This window comes from uncultured Chitinophaga sp. (genome assembly GCF_937874145.1).
Classification (GTDB): domain Bacteria; phylum Bacteroidota; class Bacteroidia; order Chitinophagales; family Chitinophagaceae; genus Chitinophaga.
Genome location: NZ_CALNBI010000044.1, coordinates 1 through 24,199, shown reverse-complemented (window position 1 = coordinate 24,199; position 24,199 = coordinate 1). Strand labels below are relative to the sequence as shown.

Sequence of the window (24,199 nt, the reverse complement as noted above, 5' to 3'; positions counted from 1 at the left end):
AATGGATCAGGGGAAAAATACACGTTCGCCGTTCTCGTCGAATAGAGGTCCGTTGGCTTCTTCCCAGGCGATCAGATAGTTAATCGATAATTGCTTGAGGTGTTCGGATTCAGTGAACTGTACGCCGGAATAATCATAACGGCCGGTTGCTTTGATGATGAGATCGTACTTGGTGTTGCTGTATTTACCGAATTGGTACACCATGGATGCCCAGCTGGCCGGCATAGACAGGAAATCGTTGATTTTCACCAGATATTGCAGCTGGTCGTCCACACCGGTTTTAAAATCGCCGGAGTTTTCGAGCCGGAGCCACAGCCGCATCTCGCGGGTTTTGAGCCCGGGAGTGCGCAGCACTTTTACCTCCAGGTTGGCGGCATATTCATTTGCTTTTACAACGGCGGGAAGCAGTGCATAGCTTTCCGCGTCCGCATCTGATTTTCCAGGAATTACCGAGTAACGCACCTCCCGGTCCTTCTCCGCGGCCGTTCCGATAATTCGCAACGGGATGCTTACGGTATCGTATCGCAGGGCAGTATCGCGCACGGCGAACGAATAGGTGAGGCTATCCGGCGTGAGGGTATTCCGCGGTTTGAAGAAGTATATCATCACATCATCGGAAAAAGATTGCAACTCGCTTTTCTTGCATGCCGCGAATACGGCAGGCAGCAACAGGAGGCAGATATAATGGATTCGTTTCATGTTGCCAGTTTTTAGTTTTGGTTAAATTCTACTTCATCGTCGGGTAACGGCAGCACATACAGGGCATCATTGCCAGGTTTCCCGGTCCCTTCCAGCACTTTCGCATTGGTACGCTTATAATAGAAGAAGAGCTGGCCTTCCTGGATAAACTCCTTTTTGTATTCTTTCATGATCTCCGTCTGCAACTGATCGCCGCTCAGGCTTTCCGAAAGCTGTTGAAGCCCACGGTTCGCACGAACCGTGTTCAGCAGCCGCACGCCTTCCAATGTGGTGCCCGCCGCTTCCGCCGCGATGTAATACATTTCCGTCAGCCGCAGGATGGGCACACGGCGGATATAAATCCCGTTGGAAGCCAGGAGGTCTTCCATCCAATACTTAACCGGGTACTTGGTGGACGAGCTGCCGTCAGTTTTCCAGAGGTGCAGGTAGCGGATATCGGTGCTGCCGCCGCTGCTGATCTCGAACCGGTTGTTGATAAAGGCGGCCTTATTGGTTAAAACCGCGGTTGTAGCGGATATGCCCCGGAAATGCACCAGGTTGATATCCTGCAGGTTGGATACATACAATGCGAAGATGTTCTCATAGGAGAAGATGCGGTTGGGATAAATGCTGCTGATATCAATGTTCCTGATCCAGGGGAACCTCCCTCCCGCGATCACTTCCGTAGCATACGCATATGCATTTTGCCTGTCGCCACCATAGAGGCTTACCCGCGCCATCAGGCCGGTTACAGCCCAATAGTTCATGTGATTGCGGGTATGCGCGAGAAAGATGTCGCTATGCCCTAGTACCACATCTTTATGCATCGCCAGCAGTCCCTGTGCTGCTTTAAGGTCGTCCATGCATTTCGCGACCACCTGCTTGGTAGTCAGCTTCGGTTGAACCTGCATATTGAACTTCGTTACATAAGGGATGGCCGGATTATCGAGCCCTGTGGCAGGAACCGGCCCGAATGCCCGGAGCATGTCGAAGTGCAGGAAGGCGCGCAGTGCCAGCGCTTCGCCTTTAACAAGTTCATACATGCCGGTATTGAATACTTCCTTCTTCGCATCGATCTTATCGAGCAGGTTATTCAGGTTCGCGATGCATTTATAGGCCTGCGACCAGAACCCCGCCAGCTTCAGTTTTACGGTACCGTCCACGTAATCATACAGTCCTGCTTTGTTATAGGTGTGCGATGTAGCGGCTACGTCGTAATTGGCGGCCAATACATCCAACAACGCCATGGTAAATTCGCGCCCGTACAGCTTCTCATCTCCCATATCGGTGTATGTTCCGATCAGCGCGTCTTTGAAACCCTGTTCGTCTACCAGCAGGTCTTTTTCACCCACCTGGGTTTTAGGCTTTACATCCAGCCATTTGTTGCAACCGGCGCTGCCTGCCAGCAGAACGGAAAGCAGCACATACCGGAAAGTTAATCTCATGTTCATGGTATGTCGGTTTAGAAAGTTGTATTGATGTTGATAGTGAAATTCCTCGCAAAAGGATAATCCAGCCCGCGTTCGATTTCTATAGAAGAGAAACGGAACAGGTTGTTCGCCTGGAGGCTGATTCGGGTGTTCTTCATCCGCAATTTCGAAGCTGTTTTATCCGGCAGTGTATAACCCAGGGATATGCTTTCAAACTCGATGAAGTTATTCCGCTGGAGGAACCTGGTGGTGGCATTGGTAATTTCTGTGACGGTCCGCCCGTCGATATCCGCCAGTCCTTTGAAATACGTCTGGTCACCGGGCTTTTTCCACCGGCCGAATAATACGCGTTCATCTACGTTGTACAGGATACTCGCATTTTCGATCCTGTCGGCCAGCGTTTGGTTATACATCTTACCGCCGGTTTCATAGCTCATGTAAACGCCCAGCTGCAGTCCTTTCCAGTTCAGGTTGGTACCCATATTGCCGCTTACATCCGGCAAGGCGTCGCCTACGATTACTTTATCGGCGGCGCTCCATACATAAGTCAGTTTACCATCGCGGGTATAAAACAGCTCCCGGCCGTTGCTGGGATCGATGCCGCCAGACCTTACCGCCCAGATCGCATTTACGGATTCCCCTTCCTCGAACCGCAGTTGCGGCCGGGTTTGCAGGTTATCATCCACCTTGTCGTTGTTATCGTTCATTTTCTTCAGGGAGTTGGAAATCTCCTTGATGCGGTTGCGGTTATGGATGGCATTCACAAACACGCTCCAGAAAATGGACTGCCGCTCCCTGCGGATGATAAACAGGTTCAGGTTCCCTTCCAGCCCGCGGTTCTCCAGTTTCCCTGCGTTCTCCTTATAGGTAGCTACGCCGGAGGACGGCGGCATATTCACATCCAGCAACAGGTCGTTGGTGGTTTCCAGGTAACCGTCGAGGCGGATCTGCACCCGCTCTTTGAACAGGGAAACATCCATGCCCACGTTGCGCTTGTAGGTTTGTTGCCAGCCCAGCATGGGGTTGCCGTAAGCCATGAGCGAAGATCCCAGCATCCCCAGGTAATCGCGGCCGGTTGCATACTGGTAGGTAGTAGTGGCCATGAAAGGCGAAAACTGCTGGCTCCCGGTTGTACCGATGCCCGCACGCAGTTTCAGGCGGTCGATCGCCGTATTCCGCAGGCCGCTCATGAATGCCTCTTCATGCAGGTTCCAGCCAAGCCCCAAGGCCCAGAAAGGCGCAAAACGGCGGTCGGAACCAAATTGGGTGGACCCGTCCATGTTAAAGGAGAAGTCCATCATATACCTTCTGTCATATGTATAGTTCAGACTGCTGAAGGCAGACACTCGGCGGGTAATGTCGTTTTTACCCGTAGGCCGGCTGTCGCGCAGGTAGGCGTTGCCGAGAAACACCTCATCGAGGCGCTTGTTCGGGAAACCGCGAACGACGAAGGCTGCGCCTTTACTCCTTTGCTCCGCCAGGGATCCGCCTAACGTTGCGTAAAACATCCCTTTGCCGATCGTCTTGTTGTAATCCAGCAACAGGCTGCCGTCGAGCGCAAAAAACTGGCTGTTGCCGCGGTTGTATTGCCCACGTGTATAATAGTCGGCAGAACCATAGTCCGTGAGGTTAACGAACGCAGAATGGTCGGCGGGCAGGAATTTATCGGACTGGTCAGACTGGCTGGTAACACCCAGTTTGCCCGTCAGGCGGAAACCGCTGCGAAGCCGCCATTCCAGGAAGGTATTATTCACCATTCCGAAATATTTGGCGTATTCCGTGGTGCCCAGCGTAGCGTCGTAAAGCGGGTTGCCTACCCGGGTTTCACCGGCATACCCGGGGCGGGTGAGGATATCCAGCAATTTTACGGGGTTGCCGTTTTCGTCATAAGGATTCCAATACGGGTTCAGCCGCGTGTATGCGGAGAAGGTTCCGTAAGGCGATTCATCGGCCCGGTTGCGGCCTGAACCGATCATCACACCTTTATTGTTCAGATAGGAGAAGTTGACGCCATAGCGCAGGTACTGGTCGCCGCCTTCCACATATAGCGACTGCCGCGTACCTACTCCCGTTTGCAGGGGTTTGGCAAGCCAGTATGTATTGACACCGCTTTCAATATCGCCCAGGCGCTTGTTGTACAGCTTATCCCAATGGTATTGATGCGCAGCGTTTTCGCTGAGATAGTAACCCGAGAGCCTTTCCACTTCCAGTTTCCCGGCCGCATCCAGCAGGCGGTAAGAAGTAAGGTCCGGCGCCGTGATCTGCACGTTGGAAGTGTAGTTCACCGTCAGCTTGCCCGGCAGCGGCTGTTTCGTGTCTACCACGATCACGCCGTTGGCCGCGCGGGAACCGTATGCCGAGGTGGCCACGGCGTCTTTCAGGATCGTCATCCGCTCTATGCGGTTGATGTCCAGGTCATAAATTTTCTGCAGGCTCACTTCAAACCCGTCGAGGATGAAGAGCGGCATGCTGGGGTTGGTTTGGTAGGCAGACATGAAGTCGGCGCCGGAAGCGGGAATACCATTGGCCGCGCCCTGTACCGGGAAGTTGTTGGTACCGCGGAGGGTCACATGGGGCAGGCGGTTGGGGTTGCTGCCGAATTGCATGTTATCGGGGATGCGCATGGCCGGGTCGAACACTTTCACGGCGTCGAACACGTTCATGGTATTCACCTGGCGCATCTGGTCGCCGCTCACGGAAGTGGCTACGCCGGTGAAGTTTTCGACCGGGCGCTTGAAGAGGCCGGTGGTTACCACTACTTCATTGATTTTTTCTACGGCGGTAAGGAGAGAAATAGTCCCGAAATCGGATTTGCCGTTGATCTTGATCTCGCGGCGCTCGAACCCGATGCTGGATACCACGAGCACCCCGTTTTCCGGCGCACCGGTAATCACGAATGCGCCCTGGCCGTTGGTAACCGCGGCGCGGGTAGTCCCCTTTACCGCCACGGTTACGCCTTCCAGCGGTTTGCCGTTCTCATCCGTCACCTTGCCCCGCAGCTCGATGTTCTGCACTTCGGCAAGGTTGGCCGCTTTCCGGCGGGCACGGATGACAACGGTGTTGTCGATGATCTCAAATTCAAGTGCCGTGTTCTGCAGGCACGCGTTCATCGCTTCTTCCAGCGGAACCTGCACCAGGTCGAGCTGGATCGGTTTCTGGCGCAAGATGAGATTGAGATCGTACACGAAAAACAATCCTGTCTGTTTCTTGAAAGAACGGATCGCTTCGTTCAGCGAAATCTGCTTGCTTTTCAAGGTCACTTTCTGCGAATAAGCCATAGCGCTTACCTGGAGGCAGGCCAGCATCAGGATCAGCAGATGGAACTTCCTGATTCGCGCCGCACAGGCCAGCAACAGCCTGCGTCCCGATGGCGACGCGCCGGGATAAGAAGTCTGATACATACTTGTTTAATTTTGGTTGGCAGACGATTGCCCTTCCGTGAAGGCCACTGCGGCCTCCCGGGAACAATTCCTGGTGTTAATGCAAATAGATGATCATGGGCGGTAAGCCGGCCGACTTTCCCTTGCCCGGTGTGTCATGATTGGTGTCGATTCTAGTTTTAGTCTGTTTGGTCTATTGCCGTGATGGCATGACGGTTACTTTATTCCCCTCAATGTCAAAATGTATGCTTCCGGTCTTTTCCAGTATTTCCAGCACTTCCGATAGTTTTTTGCTGGTGGATACGGTTGCGACCAATATTGTGCTGTCTACTCCCGCCGCGTATCGTACTTCAGCGATATCATACCAGCGTTGCAACTGGCGCATGATTTCATGGATATTGCCGTACAGTTCGAAGCGGCCATCTTTCCAGGCAACGGATTCGTTCACGTCTCCGGGCGACATCTGCATGGCGCCGCCTTTGATGGCGGTAACCTGCTGACCGGGCTTCATGGTGAGTTGTTCCCCGCCGTGATGTATGCGCACGGCGCCTTCCAGGAGGCTGGTGGTGGTTTTTCCTTCGTCTGTATATGCTTTGATATTAAAACTTGTCCCGAGTACCTCCACCTGCATGTCGTCGTTGACTTTCACGCGGAAGGGGGCCAGTGCGTTTTTGGCTACTTCGAAATAAACTTCCCCGGAAATCTCCACATCGCGGGTTGCCGCGCCGTTGAAGGAGGTGGGGAATTTAATGGTGGATGCGGCATTCAGGTACGCGATCGTGCCGTCTTCGAGCAGCAGTCTGAACTGGCGGCCGCGGGCGGTATTGATGGTATAGAACTGCTGCACGTTGTCTTCCGCCGGCGTGCGCCCGAGCCTTTCGAACTCACTGGCCTGGCTGGTTCCCGAGGGATCGGGCGCCATGCTGTCGAGCGAGAGCGCGCGGCCGTCCGGGAGGCTGAGCGTTACCGCACCCTGTACCCTTTCTATATCTGCGCGCTGCGCCAGTGGTTGCGTGGTGCGGCTGCCGCGGGGCAGCGCGATCCACAAGGTAGCGGCTATAGCAAGGATCACAGCGGCGGCGGCGGCATATTTCCAGCTCATCCGGCGGACTTTCGATGCACCGGCGGCCGTTTCCATTTGCAGGCGGTGCTGCAATTGGCGGAGGCTCCGGGCCTGGAGTTCCTCCTGCCCCAACCCCACCAGGCTTCGCTCCTCCGCGGCATGGTCGATCACCGATTCCAGGCGGGCGCGGTGCTCCGGGTCTCCGATCAGCTCGAAAAACCGTTGCGTTTCCGCTTCCGACAGCGTGCCGGTCAGGTAACCATCCAATAAGGCGTCAAAATCCTGGTGCATACAGGTCAAATTATTTATGTAGTGCCTTTACTTCCTATACCACGCGAAAAGAAGTACGGACACCCGAAAAAAAATCACATTTTTTTAAAATAGCAGAACAGCAACCCGATTCCGGCCAAAATCCAAATGCCCAGGCCATGTTTGGCCAGGGCGGTACGGAGATGGTTCAGTACGATGGTAATAGTGTTGGAAACGGTTTTGCGGGAAAGCCCGGTGCGGGCGGCGATCATGTCGTGATTGAGGCCTTCTTCCCGGCTGAGGGCGAAAATTTCACGTTGTTTCTGCGGAAGCTGGTCCAGCGCCTCCCGGATCAGGCGCGCCGTTTCCGCGGCGGGGGCGCCGGGATGGGTGGTGTGTTGCGGGCCGCTGTCGGCCAGGAACCGGTCGTGCCGCTTCTGCCGCACCGCATCCTTGCGCATGGTGGAAATGATCTCATTGCGGACCATCACCATTACATACGGCCTGAACACCTGAACTTCCGGCAGCGCCTCACGGCGGAGCCAGATCTTCACAAACACCTCCTGAACGATGTCTTCCGCTGCTTCGGGGGATTTCAGGAATGAAAGTGCGAGGGAATAAATATCGTTCCAGTAACGGCGGTGCAATGCGGCAAAAGCCGCCTCGCTCCCTTCGGCCATTTCCATTAGCACATGATACTCATCCTGAAAGATATCCTCACTCATCCCGTTACTGATCGTTGAATTTTGCAGGTAAAATAGTAAAAAGTCGTTTTATTTACATCCCTGCATGGTTTGCGGGACAGCAGGACAGGCCGCCTACCCAACCAACCGTTCCAGCATCCCGTACCAGAAAACCGCCGGTTCAGGCGCGTTTGGGCCTAAATTCGGATTCCCTGACGGATCTTCCGGCCCGGTATCCCTGTATTGTTAATCTCATTAACGAATTATGCAAAACGAACAAATTACCGTCCGCAATGCCCGCACTACCGAAATCCCGGCCACAGGGCAACTCATGATCCAGGTGTATTCCACGCTCGAGGGCTTCCCCGGCATTTCCGAACAACCTGCCTATTACGCCATGCTGGCCAATGTGGGCGAGCTCGCCTCACGGCCCGGAGCGGAGCTGATTGTGGCGCTCAGCGGCGAGCGCATCGCCGGCGCCGTGGTGTATTTCAACGATATCCAATTTTACGGCTCGGGCGGTACGGCCACGCAGGAAAAAGACGCCGCCGGTTTCAGGCTGCTGGCCGTGCACCCCAACTTCCGCAAACAAGGGATCGGCAAGCTGCTGGCGGAAACCTGTATTGCCAGGGCACGGCAATCGCGCCGGAACCAGGTGATCATCCACTCCACCCGGTCGATGCGTACCGCCTGGGGCATGTACCAGCGGATGGGGTTCCTCCGGTCGGAAGATCTCGATTTCCTCCAGGGCGAACTGCCGGTATTCGGCTTCCGGCTGCATTTATAATCAGCGGAAGAGCGCTTATTGCAAAGGAGAATGACCGTATGCCGCTGATCCGGACAGCGGAGCAAACAGGTATTGAAACCATTGATGCTGCCCCTTCTTTCCCAAACCAATACTTCCTGCGGCGATGTCGCATGTGGCGCGGCGTACCCGCCACAAGTAGCGGCATTAGTGTATACAGCTGTAGAAAATTTTAGCCAATGTTCTTACAATCAGTACGTTGCCGCTTTGGTACAGGAATTGCAAATGAGTAGGTAAGAACATCTTTATTGAACTAAAACCGATCTTTATGAAATTAATGCTCAAGAGTCTGGCTGTGCTGCTGTTTTCCGCTTTCGTGATGACTTCATGCAGTAAAGACACCGACCCCGCAGACGTAGACGTATTTGCCGGCACCTTTAGAGGAAGTGTAGCTTACAGAGATGCAGAAAAGAATATTACCCAAGACAACGGCAGCGTATTTGTCACCAAAGTAAATGCCCGGTACAACTTCCGTTTTTCGGATGGCATCCCCGACCTGACGGGTGTTGAGTTCTCCCAGAAAGACGCCAACACGCTCATCAGCACAGGCAGCGACGGCACCGGTTTGATCACCATCAACAAAGACAAACTCGTTATCGGGTTTACGCGCAACGGCCGCACATGGACGGCAGATTGTGGCAGATAACACCCATCGCCGAAGATTATAAAAAAGCCCGTGCAGTTTTGGCCGGGCTTTTTTTTATGTAGATACTTTTCTCTCCAGGAAATCGGAAACCAGCATCAGCACTTCATCGAAATTCGTTTCTAATAACTTATGGCCGCCGTCGAGGATATGCACCGATGCATCCCGCAGGTCGCGCTGGTAACAGGGAGCTTCTTCCACCCCGAAAAACGCATCGTGCTTCCCCCACAATATCAATGCGGGCGGCTGGTGTGTACGGAAATATTGCTGGAAGACGGGAAACATCAGGATGTTATCCTGGAAATCGCAGTTCAGGGCAAACTGCATTTCGATATTGCCGGGACGTTGCATCCGCGACCAATCCAGCCGCCACAATTCGGGGCTGATCCGCTCCAGCAATGCTTCGGGAACACCCGCGGTGTATTGCATCTTCGTCCCTTCTTCACTTAAAAAACCAGCCACTTTTGCCTTTTTTTCCGGCGTGGGATGATGCCAGTAATCTATCGTTTCATCCCATTGCGGGCCAATACCTTCGGCATACGCGTTGCCGTCCTGCACGATGAGCGCCGCTATCTTCTCCGGTTGCTCCAGGCACAGCCGCAAACCGATGGGGCAGCCATAATCATGCAGGTAAATCGTGAAACGATCTAATCCAATGAGGTCGGTGAACCGGCTGATATGGCGTGCAATGTTTTGAAAGGTATATTCGAAATCCTGCTGACCGGGGAAACCGCTGAACCCGAAGCCCGGGTAATCCGGCGCAACGAGGTGGTAGCGGTCTGCTAGCGCGGTCATGAGGTTTTTGAACATGAGGGAAGATGAGGGAAACCCATGCATCAATAATACCGAAGGGTTTCGCGGGTTCCCGGCTTCGCGGTAGAAAATTTCCACGCCGTTCACCGAAACGGATCTGTTGAATATCTGCTTGTCCATATGCCTGTCCGCCGAATTATTGTGCCAAAGGACCGTTGCTCACTGCTGTTCCAGATTTGAAAACGCGGTAAATGTTCTGCGTACTGCGGATATCCTGCGCCGGATTACCGTTCAGCACCAGCAAATCCGCCTTTTTCCCCGGCTCCACGGTACCAAAATCATCCGCCACCCGCAACGCTTTCGCGGCATTCAGGGTGCCGGCGGTGATGGCTTCCAGCGGAGTGAAACCGGCTTCTACCAGGAGTTCCAGCTCCAGGTGCTCAGAGAAACCCTGCGCCCGGGCAGGACTGGCGCCGGAATCGGTGCCCAGTGCAATGAGTACGCCGGCTTTATGCAGTTTGTACACGTTTTTCAATGCATTGGCCAATGCGCGGGCTTTTTCCGGGTAATTGGCATTATTGCGGATGTTATCCCTGTAGGTCTGCGAGGTGATAAATTCATAAGCGCCCGGTTCCAGCGAAGATTTGAAGAAGGGATCGCTGAGCCAGGGCGGCGTATCGCCATATGCGTAGGCGAATTTATCGAGCGCCAGCGTGGGTATGTAGATAATATTTTTTCTTTTGATGCCGGCAACCAGCGTATCGTCGATTTCCTGGTCGCGGATGCTGTGCGCGATGATATCGATGCCATCCGCCACCAGTTGCCTTGCATCTGCGATGAAATACAGGTGCGCGGCGGCTTTCATGCCGTTGCGATGGGCGGCTTCGATCAGGGCGTGATATACGGCGGGATCCATTTTGGGCTTGCCGGGGCCGGCGTTATCGACCCACATTTTAATGGTTTTAACGGAGAGCCTGGCGAGGCTGTCGACCTGACGATCCGCTTCTTCTTTTGTAGCCGGCCGCATGACGAGGTCCATCCCGAAAGCCGCGGGCGGCGCGCCCCCGGCAACACCGAATCCAAATCCGGCCGAGTGGAGCCGCGCCCCCGGCGCCAGGCCCCTCACGGAGGAATCGGCGAGGCCGCTGGTAAAAAGAATGGGACGGTCGGTACCCATAACGAGCACCTGCAAAATCCCGTAATCCTGGTACTTTTTGAGATGCCGGGTGACGTTTTCCGGCGTATAGAAACGCCCGTCGTTCTCTGTGCCCTGCAGCGTGCCCACGTGCACGTGCGCGCTGATGAGCGCGGGCATGACGGTTTTCCCCGACAACCGCATGACCTGAACCCCGTTGGTATCGAGGTTTTGGCCGATTTCAGCGATGCTGTCGCCCCGGATGAGGACGTCGACATGTTCTCGGGGGGCCTGGCCGTGCCCGTCGATGAGGGTGACGTCTTGCAAGAGGAGCGCCTGTGCCGCAGGGGATTGCCGGCAGGCGGTGAGGAGAATGGCCGCGGCGAGGATCGTGAAAGCAGAGGATATGCGCATGGGTTACCGGATTTTCGTTACTTTTTTAAAGATACAAAATCCGGGCTTCCAGCGCCCGGGTTGCAGGCTTTCCGCTCGCTACGGCATGATTTTATGTATCTTAGTGAAAATTCCCACAGATTCAAATGAAAGATACAGACCCGTCCCGGCTACCGGGTGTTTCGGCATATTTAAAGCGTTACACCCACACCGAGCACCTGGCACTGGAGAAGTTGTTGGTGCGCAGCATGAAGCAAATCCGCAGTAAAGAAGCATACATCCGTCTTTTAGGATTGTTTTATTACTACTACCACGCTTTGGAAACCGCCATGGCGCCCTGGCTCGATATACCCGATGCACCCGCGCGCAGAAAAGCCGCATCCATCCTCGAAGATATCGCAGCAATGGGGGGTACGCTCACAGCAACGGACCTCCGCCCTGCCGTTCCTCCCATTTCCGGGCGCGCCGCCGCGCTTGGGGCGGCATACGTGCTCGAAGGCTCTACCCTGGGTGGAATAATTATTGCAGGCATGATCAGCAGCCAACTGCAAATGCAGGCAGGGAAGGGCTTTTCCTTCTTTAATGGTTATGGTGCATCTACAGGGGAAATGTGGAAAAAATTCCGCGAATATCTCGACAACCTGGGGGAAGATGACCGCCAGCCAGCTGCGGAGGCCGCCAAAAATACTTTCCTGACTTTTAAAGATTGGGCGATCGCATATGAGCCAATATTCGAAATATGATTCGGAGTTCTGCGGGAACATACCTATTCACATCATTAATACCGTTCAGACGTATGCCGTACTCGTGGTGCTGGACCGCGAGCTGGTGATCCGGCAGGTCAGCGAAAACGTGGATACCGTCTTCGGTAAGAGCGCCCGGGAATTGATAGATATCACCCTCCGGGAGCTGACCGGCGAAACATTCGCCGGCCAGATCGCCGGGATGCGCGAAAACACTGGCGGAGAAAGGTTCACGACGAACTGGGACGGGCATTACGTTATTGCGCATTTCCACCCCGAACTGATCCTCCTCGAAATCGAAACCGCAATCGCCGCCCGCGAAGGCGCCACCTTCATGGAGCACTTCCGCGATTTGCGCGAAACCATCCACCGGATCGATACCGCTACCGATGTGCAAAGCGTTTGCACCGTGGCGGCTGACGAACTGAAGAAAGTGAGCGGATTCGACAAGGTCATGATTTATGTTTTTGACAAAGACTGGAACGGGCATGTGATGGCAGAAGCCAGGGAGGAGGAAATGGAAGCCTATCTGGGGTTCACCTTTCCCGCTTCGGATATTCCCAAGCCGGCCAGGGATATTTATAAAAACAATCCTTACCGCTTCATCCCCAACCGCGACTTCGAGCCGGTGAAGCTCTATCCGGTCATCAATCCGGTGACGCATGCTTTCCTGGATATGTCGGATTGCAACGTGCGCGCGGTGGCGGCGGTGCATGTGGAGTATTTGAAGAATATGAAAGTCGGGGCTTCGATGTCGGTGAGGCTGATGATCAACGGCGAGCTCTGGGGGCTGATCGCCTGCCACCATCAAACCGCCCGCAATATCGACCACCAGCTTTGCACCACGCTGGAATTGTTATCCACCATCATTTCAGCGCGGATCAATACGCTGCAGCTGCAGGGATATTTCGATTACAACACCCGGCTAAATAACCTCTACACGCAGGTAATTGCCAATATCTATCAAAACGATAAACTGCAGGATGGATTAACCGCCGGTGACGGCACCCCCATCCTTATGGACATGATGCAAGCCACCGGGATGGCCGTGATCATGAACCGGCAGGTCCATCTTTCGGGTACAGTGCCTTCGAAATCCGAGATCGGGGATATCACGCTCTGGCTGCACCTGAAAGATGGCCGGCGTGTTTACCATACGGATTCCCTTGCCGCGGAATATGAGATTTCCGATTCGCTCGCGGAGATGGCCAGCGGGTTGCTGGCGATCCCCATCCAGGCGCAGCAGGACGAATACATTCTCCTGTTCCGGAAAGAACTCATCCAAACTACAAGTTGGGGCGGTAATCCGGAAGAAAGGATCCTTTTTGACAAGGACCCGCAGATCTATCATCCGCGGCATTCCTTCAAGTTGTGGCAGGAGCATGTGAAAGGATTCTCCAGCCCCTGGCGCCCCGAAGAAATCCAGGCCGCCGAAAACCTGCGGAGCTTCATCTTCGCATTTCTATCCCCCACGCAAGACAACCGTGATTTATGATCAAAGGCAATCCTCAGCATTACGTAGTAGCCATCGGCGCCTCCGCCGGAGGACTGGAAGCCATCCAGGAATTCTTCGACAACATGCCCCATGCTGAGAACATCTCTTTTGTCATCATCCAGCACCTGTCTCCCGATTTCCGCAGCCTGCTCGTGGAACTTGTGGCGCGGCATACGCATATGCAGGTGGTGGAAGCGTCGCATGACCAGCCCGTGCAGAAAGAGTGCATCTACGTTATCCCCAACACCAAACAAATCCGCATCGCCAGGGGCCGTCTCCAGTTGTCGGATAAAGCGCACGACAAATCGCCCAACAATGCGATCGACGTTTTCCTGCATTCCCTGGCCGACGACAAAAAGCAGCTGGCCATGGCCGTCATACTTTCCGGGACGGGAACGGATGGCACCAGGGGCATTGCCAGCATCAAAGAGAACGGCGGCGCCGTGTTCGTGCAGGAGCCCACTTCCGCGCGTTTCGATGGCATGCCCAACAGCGCCATCGCTTCGGGGAACGCGGATATGACGGGTACTCCCGGCGAACTGGCGGCTTCCATCATAGAAGCCATTTCCAGCACCGGGCAAGGCAAGCCTTTTCCCGGAGAGCCTGATGAAAAAACACTGGACGAGATCTTCCGGGTGATTGCCGCCACGGAAGGGCAGCATTTCCATTATTATAAAACACCGACCATCCTGCGCCGCATCTCCAAAAGGATGCAGCAGCACGACATGCAGGACCCTGCCGTATACCTGGCTTTTCTGCAGGAGAACCCGGAAGAGAGCAAGGCCCTGGCCCATGATTTCCTCATCAGCGTCACCCGTTTCTTCCGTGACAAGGATGCTTTTGCCGTCCTGGAAACGAAAGCCCTGCCCGAGCTCCTGAGCGCGCGGCAAAGCGAAGAACCGCTCAAGGTGTGGGTGTCTGCCTGCAGTACGGGAGAAGAAGCGTATTCGATTGCTATCCTGCTGGATATGGTCATAGAGCGGTTAGGTAAAAGCGTGGAAGTAAAAATCTTCGCTTCCGATATCGACGCTTCGAATTTGGAAATCGCCTTCGCCGGAACTTACCCGGTTACCATCGCCAACGATGTTCCCAGGGACATCCTTGATAAATACTTCACTTTCCGGGGGAAGCAATATACCGTCATCCCCCGCATCCGGAAACAGATCGTTTTCGCCAGGCACGATATTACGAGGGATCCGCCTTTCATTAAAAACGACCTCGTTTCCTGCAGGAACATGCTCATCTATATGAACCCCGTACTGCAGGACAGAGTGTACAACCTGCTGCAATTCGCGCTGAACAAAGGCGGCATCCTGTTCCTGGGCCCCAGCGAAAACCCACCGCTGGCCAAAGGCATCCTTTCATACATCAGCACCAAATGGAAAATCCTCCGTAAGGAACTGGACATCCGGCCGAGGATAAACCTGGCAGATGCTTACATGACGCCCCACAGAGGAAATTCCGACAAATCAACGTCTACGCGCCAGGCTTTTGAAACGAAAAGCCAGGCTGCCATCTGGGCCGATACCCGGCGCGTGCTGGCGGAAGACCTGGGATTTGTGGCCTGTTACATCGACCGCAACTTCGAAATCCGGGAAACGATCGGCAATTACGAACAGATGCTCACCCTGCCGAAAAAGATCCTGAACCTCAATCTGGTCCGGATGCTCCCCGCGGCAGCAGGCATGGCGGTCGACAAAGCCATCCGCCAGGCCTGGCGCAACAATAAACCCGAAACACTGCACAACCTTCCCGTGGAGCGGGACGGTGTAACCAGCCTTTTGCAGGTTACCATCCATCCGCAGTCCAACATACCAGACATGACGCTGGTAACGCTGCTCCGGAACCCCGCCCCCTCGTTGCTGCCACCACCTCTGCCCCAGCCGGGGCATGTAGACCAGGGCTACATCCATGAACTGGAAAATGAATTGAACGACGTCAGGAATAACCTGCAGGAAGCAGTGGAAGAACTGGAAACCGTCAACGAAGAATTGCAGAGTTCCAACGAAGAGCTGCTATCGTCCAACGAAGAACTGCAAAGCTCGAATGAAGAGCTGCAGTCGCTCAACGAGGAATTGTACACGCTTAACACCGAGCACCAGCTGAAGATCAGGGAATTGCAGGAGTTAAACGATGACCTGAACAACTACTTCCGCAGCACCGATATCGCCCAGATTTTCCTGGATGAGCAGTTGAACATCCGCAAGTTCAATCCTGCATCCAACCGCATGATCAATATCATCGAGTCGGACCTGGGCCGGCCGATCGCGCATATTTCCAGCAATATCAAATACGACAGGCTAACGGAAGATATCGCCCACGTGCTGCAAACACGGAAAACGGTCGAAAAGGAAGTGCAGCTGACACAGGGCAAAAACATGCTCATGCGTATCCTGCCCTACCTTACCCGCGACAACAAACATGCCGGTATCATCATCACGTTTGTCGACATTTCCGTCATCACACAACTCAACAATATTATCCGCAGCGTGTTCAATGCCAGCCAAAGTGCGATCCTGGCGCTGAAAGGAAGGGTTTCGGAACATGGCGAGATCGTGGATTTCAGCATCACCACGCTCAACCGCACGGCCAGGGAATGGTTTGGCGGCAACAAAAGCACGCTGGAAGGAGAATCCCTCCGGGAAACCATTCCCGAATTGATGAAAGAAGAGCTGCTGCAGGAATACCTGCAGGTGATCAAAGACGACAGGATCCTTCAGCGCGACGTCTACATCGACACCCGCCAGGCCTGGTACGAACTGAGCGGCGTGCGGATGCCGGGCGGGATGGTCATCACTTTCACCGATATTACCGACAAGAAACGCTCCCTGCAGAAAATCCGCCAGAATTACGCCGAGCTCACCGAAGCCAAGGAAAACCTCCGCCGGCTCAATGCCGAACTGGAAGATAAAGTGCGCAACCGCACGCGGGAACTCGCATTCAGCGAAGAACGCTTCCGAATGGTGGCAAAAGCCACCAACGACGCCCTGTGGGACTGGAACCTGACCGACGACCGCATCTGGTGGAGCGAGGCTTTCGGGAAGCTTTTCGGGCACGACAGCAAAGACATGTCGCGCCGCGACAGCGTGCAGTTCATCCATCCGGACGACCGGAAAACAGTGTCCGGCAGCATATACGAAGCCATCAACGACGGCAAGAACCAATGGAGCCAGGAGTACCGGCTGATGAAAAGCGACGGCCACTACGCCAGCGTGCTGGACCGCGGCTACATTCTCCATAATGAATTCGGCGTGCCCTACCGCATGCTCGGGACCGTTATGGACCTCACGGCGCTCAAGGAAGCGGAATCCGCCATCGCCACCAATATCGCGGAAAAACAATTCCTCGCCGAATCGATGCCGCTGGTGGTTTGGACTTCCACCGAACCTGGGGTGCTGGATTTCGTCAACCGGCAGTTCGAAACGTATACGGACATGGGTTACGAAGACAGTATCGGGGAAGGATGGAAGAGCACTATTCATCCGCAGGACCTGCCCCCGTTGATGAACTACTGGCGCGAAGCCGGACGCACCGGCCAGGATTTCACGACAGAAATCCGGGTGCGCAACGGCGCGGACGGTTATCACTGGAACCTCCTGCGGGCGAAGTCCCGCAAAACCGACGGCGATATTGCCCCGGGATGGGTAATCACGCTGGTGGATATCCACCAGCAAAAAGTGATCAACGAAATCCTGGAGGAAAAGATCATCGACCGCACACGGCAGCTGCAGGAAACCAACGAACAGCTGGAAGCCAGCAACAACGAGCTCCAGCTCTTTGCCTCCGTGGCTTCGCACGACCTGCAGGAGCCCCTCCGCAAGATCCACATGTTCTCCAAGATGGTGCGCGACCGGCACCATGAAGATTTGCCGGAAACCACCGTTACCTACCTGAACAAGATCATGAACGCCGTGGTGCGGATGAAATCCCTCATGGTCAACATCCTCAACTTCTCGAAGCTCTCTGCAGCCGCCGGCGGTTATGAGTGGGTGGACCTGGGCGCAGTAATTGCCGACGTCCAGGAAGATTTCGAAGTGCTGATCAGCGAAAAAGGCGCCAGCATCGAAACGAAAAACCTGCCCGGATTAATGGCTAACCGTACACAGATGCAACAGGTTTTCCAGAACCTGCTGGGCAATTCGCTGAAATTCTGTTCTCCCGACCGTACGCCGGTGATTTCCATCAGTGCGGTCCGCATCCAGGAAAAATCATTCGCAGCCCCACCGAACCCCGAAGGCAACTGGTACGCCATAACGATCCGGGATAACGGAATCGGCTTCGATGAACAATTCAAAAACCGTATATTTGACCTCTTCCAGCGCCTTAACTCTAAAGACCAGTACGAAGGAACCGGCATCGGCCTCGCCATCATCAAAAAGATAGTCGAGAACCACCAGGGACTGATCACGGCTGAAAGCAAAGGCGAAGGCGCAGCTTTTCATATAATTTTACCTGTCCGGCAGGACTAACCCAAGCGCAAACCATGACGAAATTCAGAAAAATATTGTTGGCAGAGGATGATGAGGATGACAGGATGATTTTCGAGGAGATCGTCAGGCAGTTGCAGGGGCGGCACGATTTCGACTTTGAAATGGTGGAAAACGGGTCGCGGATGATCCAGCTGCTGGATACCCTTTCCGGCGGCGGCGGCCAGCTCCCGGCGCTGATTGTGCTGGACCAGAATATGCCGCAGATGAGCGGGCAGGAAGCCCTGGCTTATGTAAAGGCCAGTCCGCTGCTGAGCGATATACCCGTCGTCATCTTTTCAACTTACAACGACAACCGGTTGATGAAGGAATGCATCCAGCTGGGGGCCGTCCGCACGATCACCAAGCCCGATTCCTATGAAGGGTTCCATGATGTGATAGAGCTCCTGGTGACGGAGTTTGTCGTGAGCGAAAAATAAACGCTTCATACTTCAGCTTCGCACGTTATCATAAACGGTAAAAGGGTGACCAGGGAATTAATCCCCGTCACCCTTTTTCAATTTTTGCGGCCAGCTTATTTCCAGAGGTCGGTTTGTAACAAAGCCGGATTGAGCTGGAGCTGTTCATACGGCAGCGGCTCAAGATAATACTTGTCCAGCCAGCCTGTTGGCACTCCATAGAAAACCACTTTGCCATCGCCGTTCAGGGTAATGGGGGTACCAGCGCCGTAATCAGCAACTTTCACTTTCGCGCCGAGGAGCTGTTTGTTGAAGTATTCCCCTTTCTTCCATCTTTTCAGGTCGTTAAATCGGAAACCTTCTCCCATCAATTCCACGCGACGTTCCCGGCGGATCTCCCACAAAACAGGATCTACGGTCTGGTCGCGGTTGGCGTCGAAAGCGGCATTGATATCGGCCACTACCATGTTGGGCAGGCCGGCTCTGGGCCGCAATTTATTAATCGTAGCATCTGCAACGGATTGGCTGAAACTGTTCAGCTCCCACATTACTTCCGCGTAATTGAGCATCGTTTCCTCGATATGGAATACGGGATAATCCGTAGTGGCGATACCGGTGGTGGATACGTCGGTGAATGTATTGTATGTCCTGTAATAGTAATAGCCGGTGGAGGTATTCATAAAGCCCTGTGCACCGGGGGTTTTGTCGTTCAGGAAGTGCGGCGCGCGGTAAAGGATATAGTTATCCCAGTTGGACACGGGCAGCCGTTTGCGGTTTGCCTCGTTGCCGGGCAGCGTCGCCATGAAATCGATATACTCGGATTCCGACGGAACGTTTGTACGGGTATAGGTCTTCACCTGGCCCGAAGCCACAACCCGGTATGGCGGCACTACGGTAAAGTATAGCCGGCGGTCGCGGTTGCGGAATTCATCGTTCATGGTGGCATCCGAATACCCTGTACCCGTCGTGGAAACGGGGCGGCCATCGTTGCAGAGATAGCTTTCCACCGCATCTTTGGACAAATCCGATCCCCAGGACGAAGTCCGTACGTAACGCGCGGCGTTATGGCCTGTTTGGCCGGTCACGTACTGCCGCGCCAGGATGATGCCCGGTTTGCCCACGAGATCCTCGGAATTGAACAGGTCATCGTAATTAGCCATCACAGCAGGGAAAGATGCCAGCAGTTTTTCCGAGTACGTTTTGCACGCATTGAGATATACATCTGCATCCGCCAGTTGGTGGTATTTGCGCCAGGTCCCCTCGAAAAGACCGAACCGCGAAAGCAACGCACGTACCGCATGTACGTTGATGGTATTGGGGCCGTCGCCGCCCGGCTTGATGTGCGATTCCGCCCACACCAGGTTGTCCAGCATATTCTTCGCCACCACGTCGCGCGGGGTGTGGGGACCGTACAAAATACTGGCGGACGTGTCCGTTACTTTATGCTCGATCCAGGTTACATCCCCGAAGGAAGCGAGGAGATCGTAATAACGGAGCGCCCTGAAAAAGTAACCCACGCTGCGCCAATGGTCTTTGTCTGCCTGGGTCATAGCTGACTGATCAACATTGTCGAGCATGATGTTCACCCGGCGGATGAAACTAAAATCCCACCCGCTGCCGGAAGTAGCCGTGGGTATGATTTTCAGCTGAAAGGCGTAAGGAGAGCGGTTGGCCACATTGTAGGCATTCACCATGTTGTCGGAGTTGAACTCGCCCGAGGGCACGTCTACCTGCATACCGGGGAAATACTCGTAGCAACCCCACATATAAGTCTTGAAATTATCGTTGGTTTTAAACGAACTGGCTTCCGTCATCTGGTCCAACGGGAGCTTTTCGAGGTAGTTTTTATTACAGGCTGTAACTGCTGCGAGGCCTGCCAGTAAGAATATCGTCTTTTTCATTGCTTGCATTTTTAAATACCCGTTTAGAAAGAAGCGTTAACACCAAATGAGAACATCCGCATGATGGGATAGTTGATCCCATATCCTTTGTCTTCCGTGGAAGTTGGGTCCAGCCCTTTCGGGAATTTGCTGAACGTAAACAGGTTCTCGCCACTGAAGAACACCTGCAGTTTGTTGAAACGGATACGTTCCAGCAACGCGCGCGGGATGGAATACCCAAGGCTCAGGTTCTTGATACGCAGGTAAGCCGCATTGGTGAGATAACGGGTTTGCACCATTTTGTTGATCGCCGAGTTGCCGGCCGCCTTGGCGTAGATGCGGGCAAAATGCGCGTTCGGGTTGGAAGGGGTCCAGTAATCGAGCTGATTGGCGTAGATGGTCCCGAACTCGTAATTGTAAGGGAAGGTGAGGTTATTGGCGATCCACAGGTCGCGCTTGCCCACGCCCGCCGCAACAAAGTTGAAGCTCCAGTTTTTATACGTCACTCCGCCATTGATGCCATATTGCAATGCCAGCCGGTTGTTGCCGATGATGGCCATGTCGCCGTGATTGCTCAGGGTGTTCTGGCCGTTGGAGATGAGCCCGTCGCCATCAAAGTCCTTGAACATCACATCGCCGGGATTGGGCGTTACGGTGTTGTTGCCGTTGCGGATCGTCTTCGGAATACCGCCTTTGATAACGCCGTTCTCGAAATCGGATTCCTGGTAAAGCCTGTCGGTCACATATCCCCAGATTTCAGACATGTCTCTGCCTACATAATGCGTAGCCAGTGAACCGGCCTTATTATTGTCGAACTTGGTGATCTTCGATTTGAAATCATACAGGTTGGCGGAGATGTAATATTCAAAATCCCCCGCCCGGTCGCGCCAGTCGATCTGCAATTCATACCCCTGCGACTGCAAATCGGCCGCATTCTGTAAAGGCGCTCCTGTGCCCAGCACTGCAGGCAGCTGGATGGCGTTCACCAGCATGTTCAGCGTTTGGCGGCGGTACCAGTCGAAAGAAGCCGAAAGCCGGTTATCCAGGAGTCCTACGTTTACACCGAAGTTCAGCGTACGTACCGTTTCCCAGGTGAAGTTCGGGCTGATGAGGCCAGGAGTGGAAAGCGACGTCGGCCGTTGTCCGCTTACGAGCCAGCCTGTCAGGTAGGGGTTCATGGCGTCGAGGAAGCTGTAAGGACTAATGTTGTCGCCCTGGTTGCCCACTTCGCCGTATGAAGCGCGCAGTTTGAATTCTGACAATACCGGTTTGAAGGCGCGCATGAATTTCTCTTCGGAAACGCGCCATCCGGCGGAGGCCGACGGGAAGAAGCCCCAGCGGTGATTCGCGGGGAATTTGGAGGAACCGTCTGCACGGCCGTTCACTTCCAGCAGGTATTTCCCTTTATAATCATAATTGATGCGGCCGAAGAAACCCTGCACGCTCCATTCGGAGAATGCGTCGTCTGCCGTAAGGTCGCCCACGGCCGTGGAAATCGACGGCAGATCCACCGAGATCATATTCGTCTTGTTCACCCAAACGTCCTCGCGGCGGAAGGATTCCTGGTTAAAACCACCCATCACCGTCACGTTATGTTTTCCCAACGTACGGTTATAGCTGGCATACAAGTTCAGGGTGCGCTGCTCGTCGAGCCGGTTGAATTTATAATATGCCGCATTGGTAAAAGGCACGGTCGTTTTCTTCACGAACTCCGAAATGTCGGCGTATTCGAAAGGCTTGTTGAAAGAAGTATTGACCTGGCGGAGGTTATCATACAGGTATTCACCCGTAACCGTCAACCCTTTGACAGGTTTTGCGATCACTTTACCCATCAGCCGGATGTCGCTGAGTTTTTCCGTGCTTGGCACCGAATGCAGCAGCAGGTTTTTGGGTGTGCCGGAGGGCAGCAACACGCCATTGACGGTCATCGTATCTTGCATGGGTACGTAAGACGGGCTATTGCTCGCTACGTTCCAGAGCCAGGCGCTGTTGGGGTTGGATTTGCTTGAATTGTAATATCCCAGGTCCAGCTGCGTGGTGAGCCATTTGGTCACATCCGTGCTCACGAAGGATTTGAGGTTGTAACGTTTGTAGCTGTCGGCGCTGGTTACCATGATCCCGTCTTCATTCACGGTACCAACGGATAAGCGGTAGGTCGTTTTTTCGGAGCCGCCGCTGATGGCGAAATCGTGCATTTGCTGGAAACCGGCGTTGTCGAACAGCTGCCCGATCACATCGGATTGCCCGAGCTGGTAGCGAACGCCTGCGTCGGTGGTATATCCCAAAGGATATTTACCGGGGTCGGCATTGTATTCGTTGAGGAACTGGAGCCATTTGTCCACGTTCTGGCCTGTCCAGTAAGCGCCATATCCCATGTCTTTATATGCCTGCACGGTAGCCAGCGGGCTGGCGGCACGGGGGATGGAATTGGGTGTGGAGAAGGTGAAATTGTTGCTATAGTCCAGTCTTACCTTGCTGTTTCTTGCGCCTTTTTTGGTGGTGATGAGGATCACGCCAAATGCGGCTCTGGCCCCGTAGATAGCGGCGGAACCTGCGTCTTTAAGGACGGTCACGGTTTCGATATCGTTGGGGTTGATCATATTGAGCGGGCCGCTGAAGGGCACGTTGTCCATGAGGATCAACGGGCCGCCGCCGGCCAGGCTGGTAGTACCGCGGATGTTATAGGAAAAGCCGCCGCCGGGCTCGCCGGTCCCGGAAGTTACCTGCAGGCCGGGAACAACGCCCTGGAGGAGGGTTCCCGCGGTGCTGGCCGGCCGGTTTGCTGCGATTTCGTCCATTTTCACGGTATTCACGGCGCTGGTGAGGTTCGTTTTCTTTTGGGTGCCAAAACCAACGATCACCACTTCGTCCACCTTTTTATCCGCCGTTTTCAGGATAATGTCCACGCTGCCGGATTGCGACACGGGGATTTCGGTGGTTTCAAAGCCGATATAGGTTACGACCAGCACCGCGCCTTTGTCCGGGGCACTGAGGGTAAAATTCCCGGAAGGATCGGTTGTCGTACCTTTTCCCAGCCCTTTCAGCGTTACGGTGGCGCCGGGGAGCGGCATTCCTTTTTCATCCGTTACGCGGCCTTTCACTACCAGGTCGGGCAAAACGCCGGTCCAGATAACGGGTTCCGGTTTTTTTTCACGTATGATGACGGTTTTATCCACCACCTCGTATTCGAATGGCTGGCCGATAAAACAAATGGCGAGCGCCCTGGCTACGGGCACGTCATGCAGTTCGAGGTTCACTTTGTTGGCCTGTTTCAACAATTTGCTGTCGAACCAGAAATCATACCCGGTCTGCTTCCTGATGGAACGCAGCACTTTTTCGAGCGAATGTTTTTCTGCGCTGATCGTTACGTTCTGGCCGTGAGTTTTGGCTGACAATTGCAGGCAGGCTGATAAAAGAATAAATGCTGTCATTTTCATGATCAACAGCTTTTTTGGTAAATACCATCGGTTGAATCCGCGCCAATGGGCGGAATGCACGAATTTCATAACTTTGAAGTTTAGGCGTGTCAAAAAATGACTCCTGTCCAGGGAGCGTCGTTTTTATTTTGGTTGAGAACCAGCATGCCTGAAATTTCCGCCGGGAGTGCTCGTAACACTTCCGGTTTCTTTTTTCGGCAGGTCCGGTTACTTGAAAAAAATTAAGGCATTACCGTCAGCGTTTTCCCCTCAAGTCTAAAATGTATATCGTTCAGTTCCATAATCTTTAATACAGTAGCCAGGCTCTTGTCGCGTGAAATATTGGCGGTGAAATAGCGCTCCGGAACACCGTTTGCATACCGCACCTCTACGCCGTACCAGCGGGCGAACTGCCGCATGATGGAGCGGAGCTCCTCGTTATTGAATTGAAATATGTTCTGCTTCCAGGCCAGCGCTTCGTCGATATCAGCGTTAGACTCCATCATTATATTGCCGTCCGGTGTGGCGGCTGGCTGCTGGCCGGCAGACATGGTTTTGGTTGCGCCGG

16 protein-coding genes are annotated in these 24,199 nt (G+C 54.1%); 6 read left to right on the top strand and 10 right to left on the bottom strand.

Going from position 1 to position 24,199, the window contains the following annotated elements:
* Positions 1–6: 6 nt before the first annotated feature.
* The 5 genes from Q0510_RS02050 to Q0510_RS02030 form a co-directional block, all read right to left on the bottom strand.
* Positions 7–699, bottom strand: coding sequence for a DUF4843 domain-containing protein (locus Q0510_RS02050; protein ID WP_298707767.1), 693 nt, complete (start codon positions 697–699; stop codon positions 7–9).
* Between the two features lie 11 nt (positions 700–710).
* The gene (locus tag Q0510_RS02045; protein WP_298707765.1) at positions 711–2,129 is read right to left on the bottom strand and encodes a RagB/SusD family nutrient uptake outer membrane protein; all 1,419 of its coding nucleotides are present in this window, start codon (positions 2,127–2,129) and stop codon (positions 711–713) included.
* A gap of 11 nt (positions 2,130–2,140) precedes the next feature.
* Entirely contained in the window at positions 2,141–5,509 is a 3,369-nt protein-coding gene (locus Q0510_RS02040; protein WP_298707764.1) for a SusC/RagA family TonB-linked outer membrane protein, read from the bottom strand.
* A gap of 172 nt (positions 5,510–5,681) precedes the next feature.
* Complete coding sequence (locus Q0510_RS02035; RefSeq protein ID WP_298707762.1) at positions 5,682–6,842, bottom strand: FecR family protein; 1,161 nt, start codon at positions 6,840–6,842, stop codon at positions 5,682–5,684.
* A gap of 74 nt (positions 6,843–6,916) precedes the next feature.
* Positions 6,917–7,486 (bottom strand): RNA polymerase sigma factor, encoded by a 570-nt coding sequence (locus Q0510_RS02030; protein WP_298707760.1) that lies wholly within the window; start codon positions 7,484–7,486, stop codon positions 6,917–6,919.
* A 262-nt stretch (positions 7,487–7,748) separates the two neighbouring features.
* On the opposite strand from Q0510_RS02030, the gene Q0510_RS02025 reads away from it, so the two are divergent.
* Together Q0510_RS02025 and Q0510_RS02020 are read left to right on the top strand one after the other, a co-directional pair.
* Positions 7,749–8,270, top strand: a complete 522-nt coding sequence (locus tag Q0510_RS02025; RefSeq protein ID WP_298707758.1) for a GNAT family N-acetyltransferase — start codon at positions 7,749–7,751, stop codon at positions 8,268–8,270.
* 286 nt (positions 8,271–8,556) lie between these two features.
* Positions 8,557–8,934, top strand: a complete 378-nt coding sequence (locus Q0510_RS02020; protein ID WP_298707757.1) for a hypothetical protein — start codon at positions 8,557–8,559, stop codon at positions 8,932–8,934.
* Between the two features lie 54 nt (positions 8,935–8,988).
* Here Q0510_RS02020 and Q0510_RS02015 read toward each other — a convergent pair whose 3' ends face one another.
* Entirely contained in the window at positions 8,989–9,864 is an 876-nt protein-coding gene (locus Q0510_RS02015) for an alpha/beta hydrolase (RefSeq protein ID WP_298707755.1), read from the bottom strand.
* Positions 9,865–9,880: 16 nt separating this feature from the next.
* On the bottom strand, positions 9,881–11,233 hold the full coding sequence (locus tag Q0510_RS02010; RefSeq protein ID WP_298707753.1) for an amidohydrolase family protein: 1,353 nt from the start codon (positions 11,231–11,233) through the stop codon (positions 9,881–9,883).
* Positions 11,234–11,358: 125 nt separating this feature from the next.
* On the opposite strand from Q0510_RS02010, the gene Q0510_RS02005 reads away from it, so the two are divergent.
* From Q0510_RS02005 to Q0510_RS01990, 4 genes are read left to right on the top strand one after another with little or no spacing between them, the layout of a single operon-like run.
* Complete coding sequence (locus Q0510_RS02005; RefSeq protein ID WP_298707752.1) at positions 11,359–11,955, top strand: biliverdin-producing heme oxygenase; 597 nt, start codon at positions 11,359–11,361, stop codon at positions 11,953–11,955.
* On the top strand, positions 11,933–13,450 hold the full coding sequence (locus Q0510_RS02000; protein WP_298707751.1) for a GAF domain-containing protein: 1,518 nt from the start codon (positions 11,933–11,935) through the stop codon (positions 13,448–13,450). The genes Q0510_RS02005 and Q0510_RS02000 overlap by 23 nt, the downstream gene beginning before the upstream one ends.
* Positions 13,447–17,919, top strand: coding sequence for a chemotaxis protein CheB (locus tag Q0510_RS01995; RefSeq protein WP_298707749.1), 4,473 nt, complete (start codon positions 13,447–13,449; stop codon positions 17,917–17,919). The genes Q0510_RS02000 and Q0510_RS01995 overlap by 4 nt, the downstream gene beginning before the upstream one ends.
* A gap of 14 nt (positions 17,920–17,933) precedes the next feature.
* Positions 17,934–18,356 carry a response regulator gene (locus Q0510_RS01990; protein WP_298707747.1) on the top strand — a complete coding sequence of 141 codons (423 nt, stop codon included), beginning with the start codon at positions 17,934–17,936 and terminating at the stop codon, positions 18,354–18,356.
* Positions 18,357–18,451: 95 nt separating this feature from the next.
* Here Q0510_RS01990 and Q0510_RS01985 read toward each other — a convergent pair whose 3' ends face one another.
* From Q0510_RS01985 to Q0510_RS01975, 3 genes are all read right to left on the bottom strand, one after another.
* Positions 18,452–20,236: a RagB/SusD family nutrient uptake outer membrane protein gene (locus Q0510_RS01985; protein ID WP_298707745.1), complete on the bottom strand. Its 1,785-nt coding sequence runs from the start codon at positions 20,234–20,236 to the stop codon at positions 18,452–18,454.
* 23 nt (positions 20,237–20,259) lie between these two features.
* Entirely contained in the window at positions 20,260–23,652 is a 3,393-nt protein-coding gene (locus Q0510_RS01980) for a TonB-dependent receptor (RefSeq protein WP_298707743.1), read from the bottom strand.
* A gap of 221 nt (positions 23,653–23,873) precedes the next feature.
* Positions 23,874–24,199: DUF4974 domain-containing protein (locus Q0510_RS01975; protein WP_298707741.1), on the bottom strand; the 326-nt coding region annotated here is incomplete at its 5' end.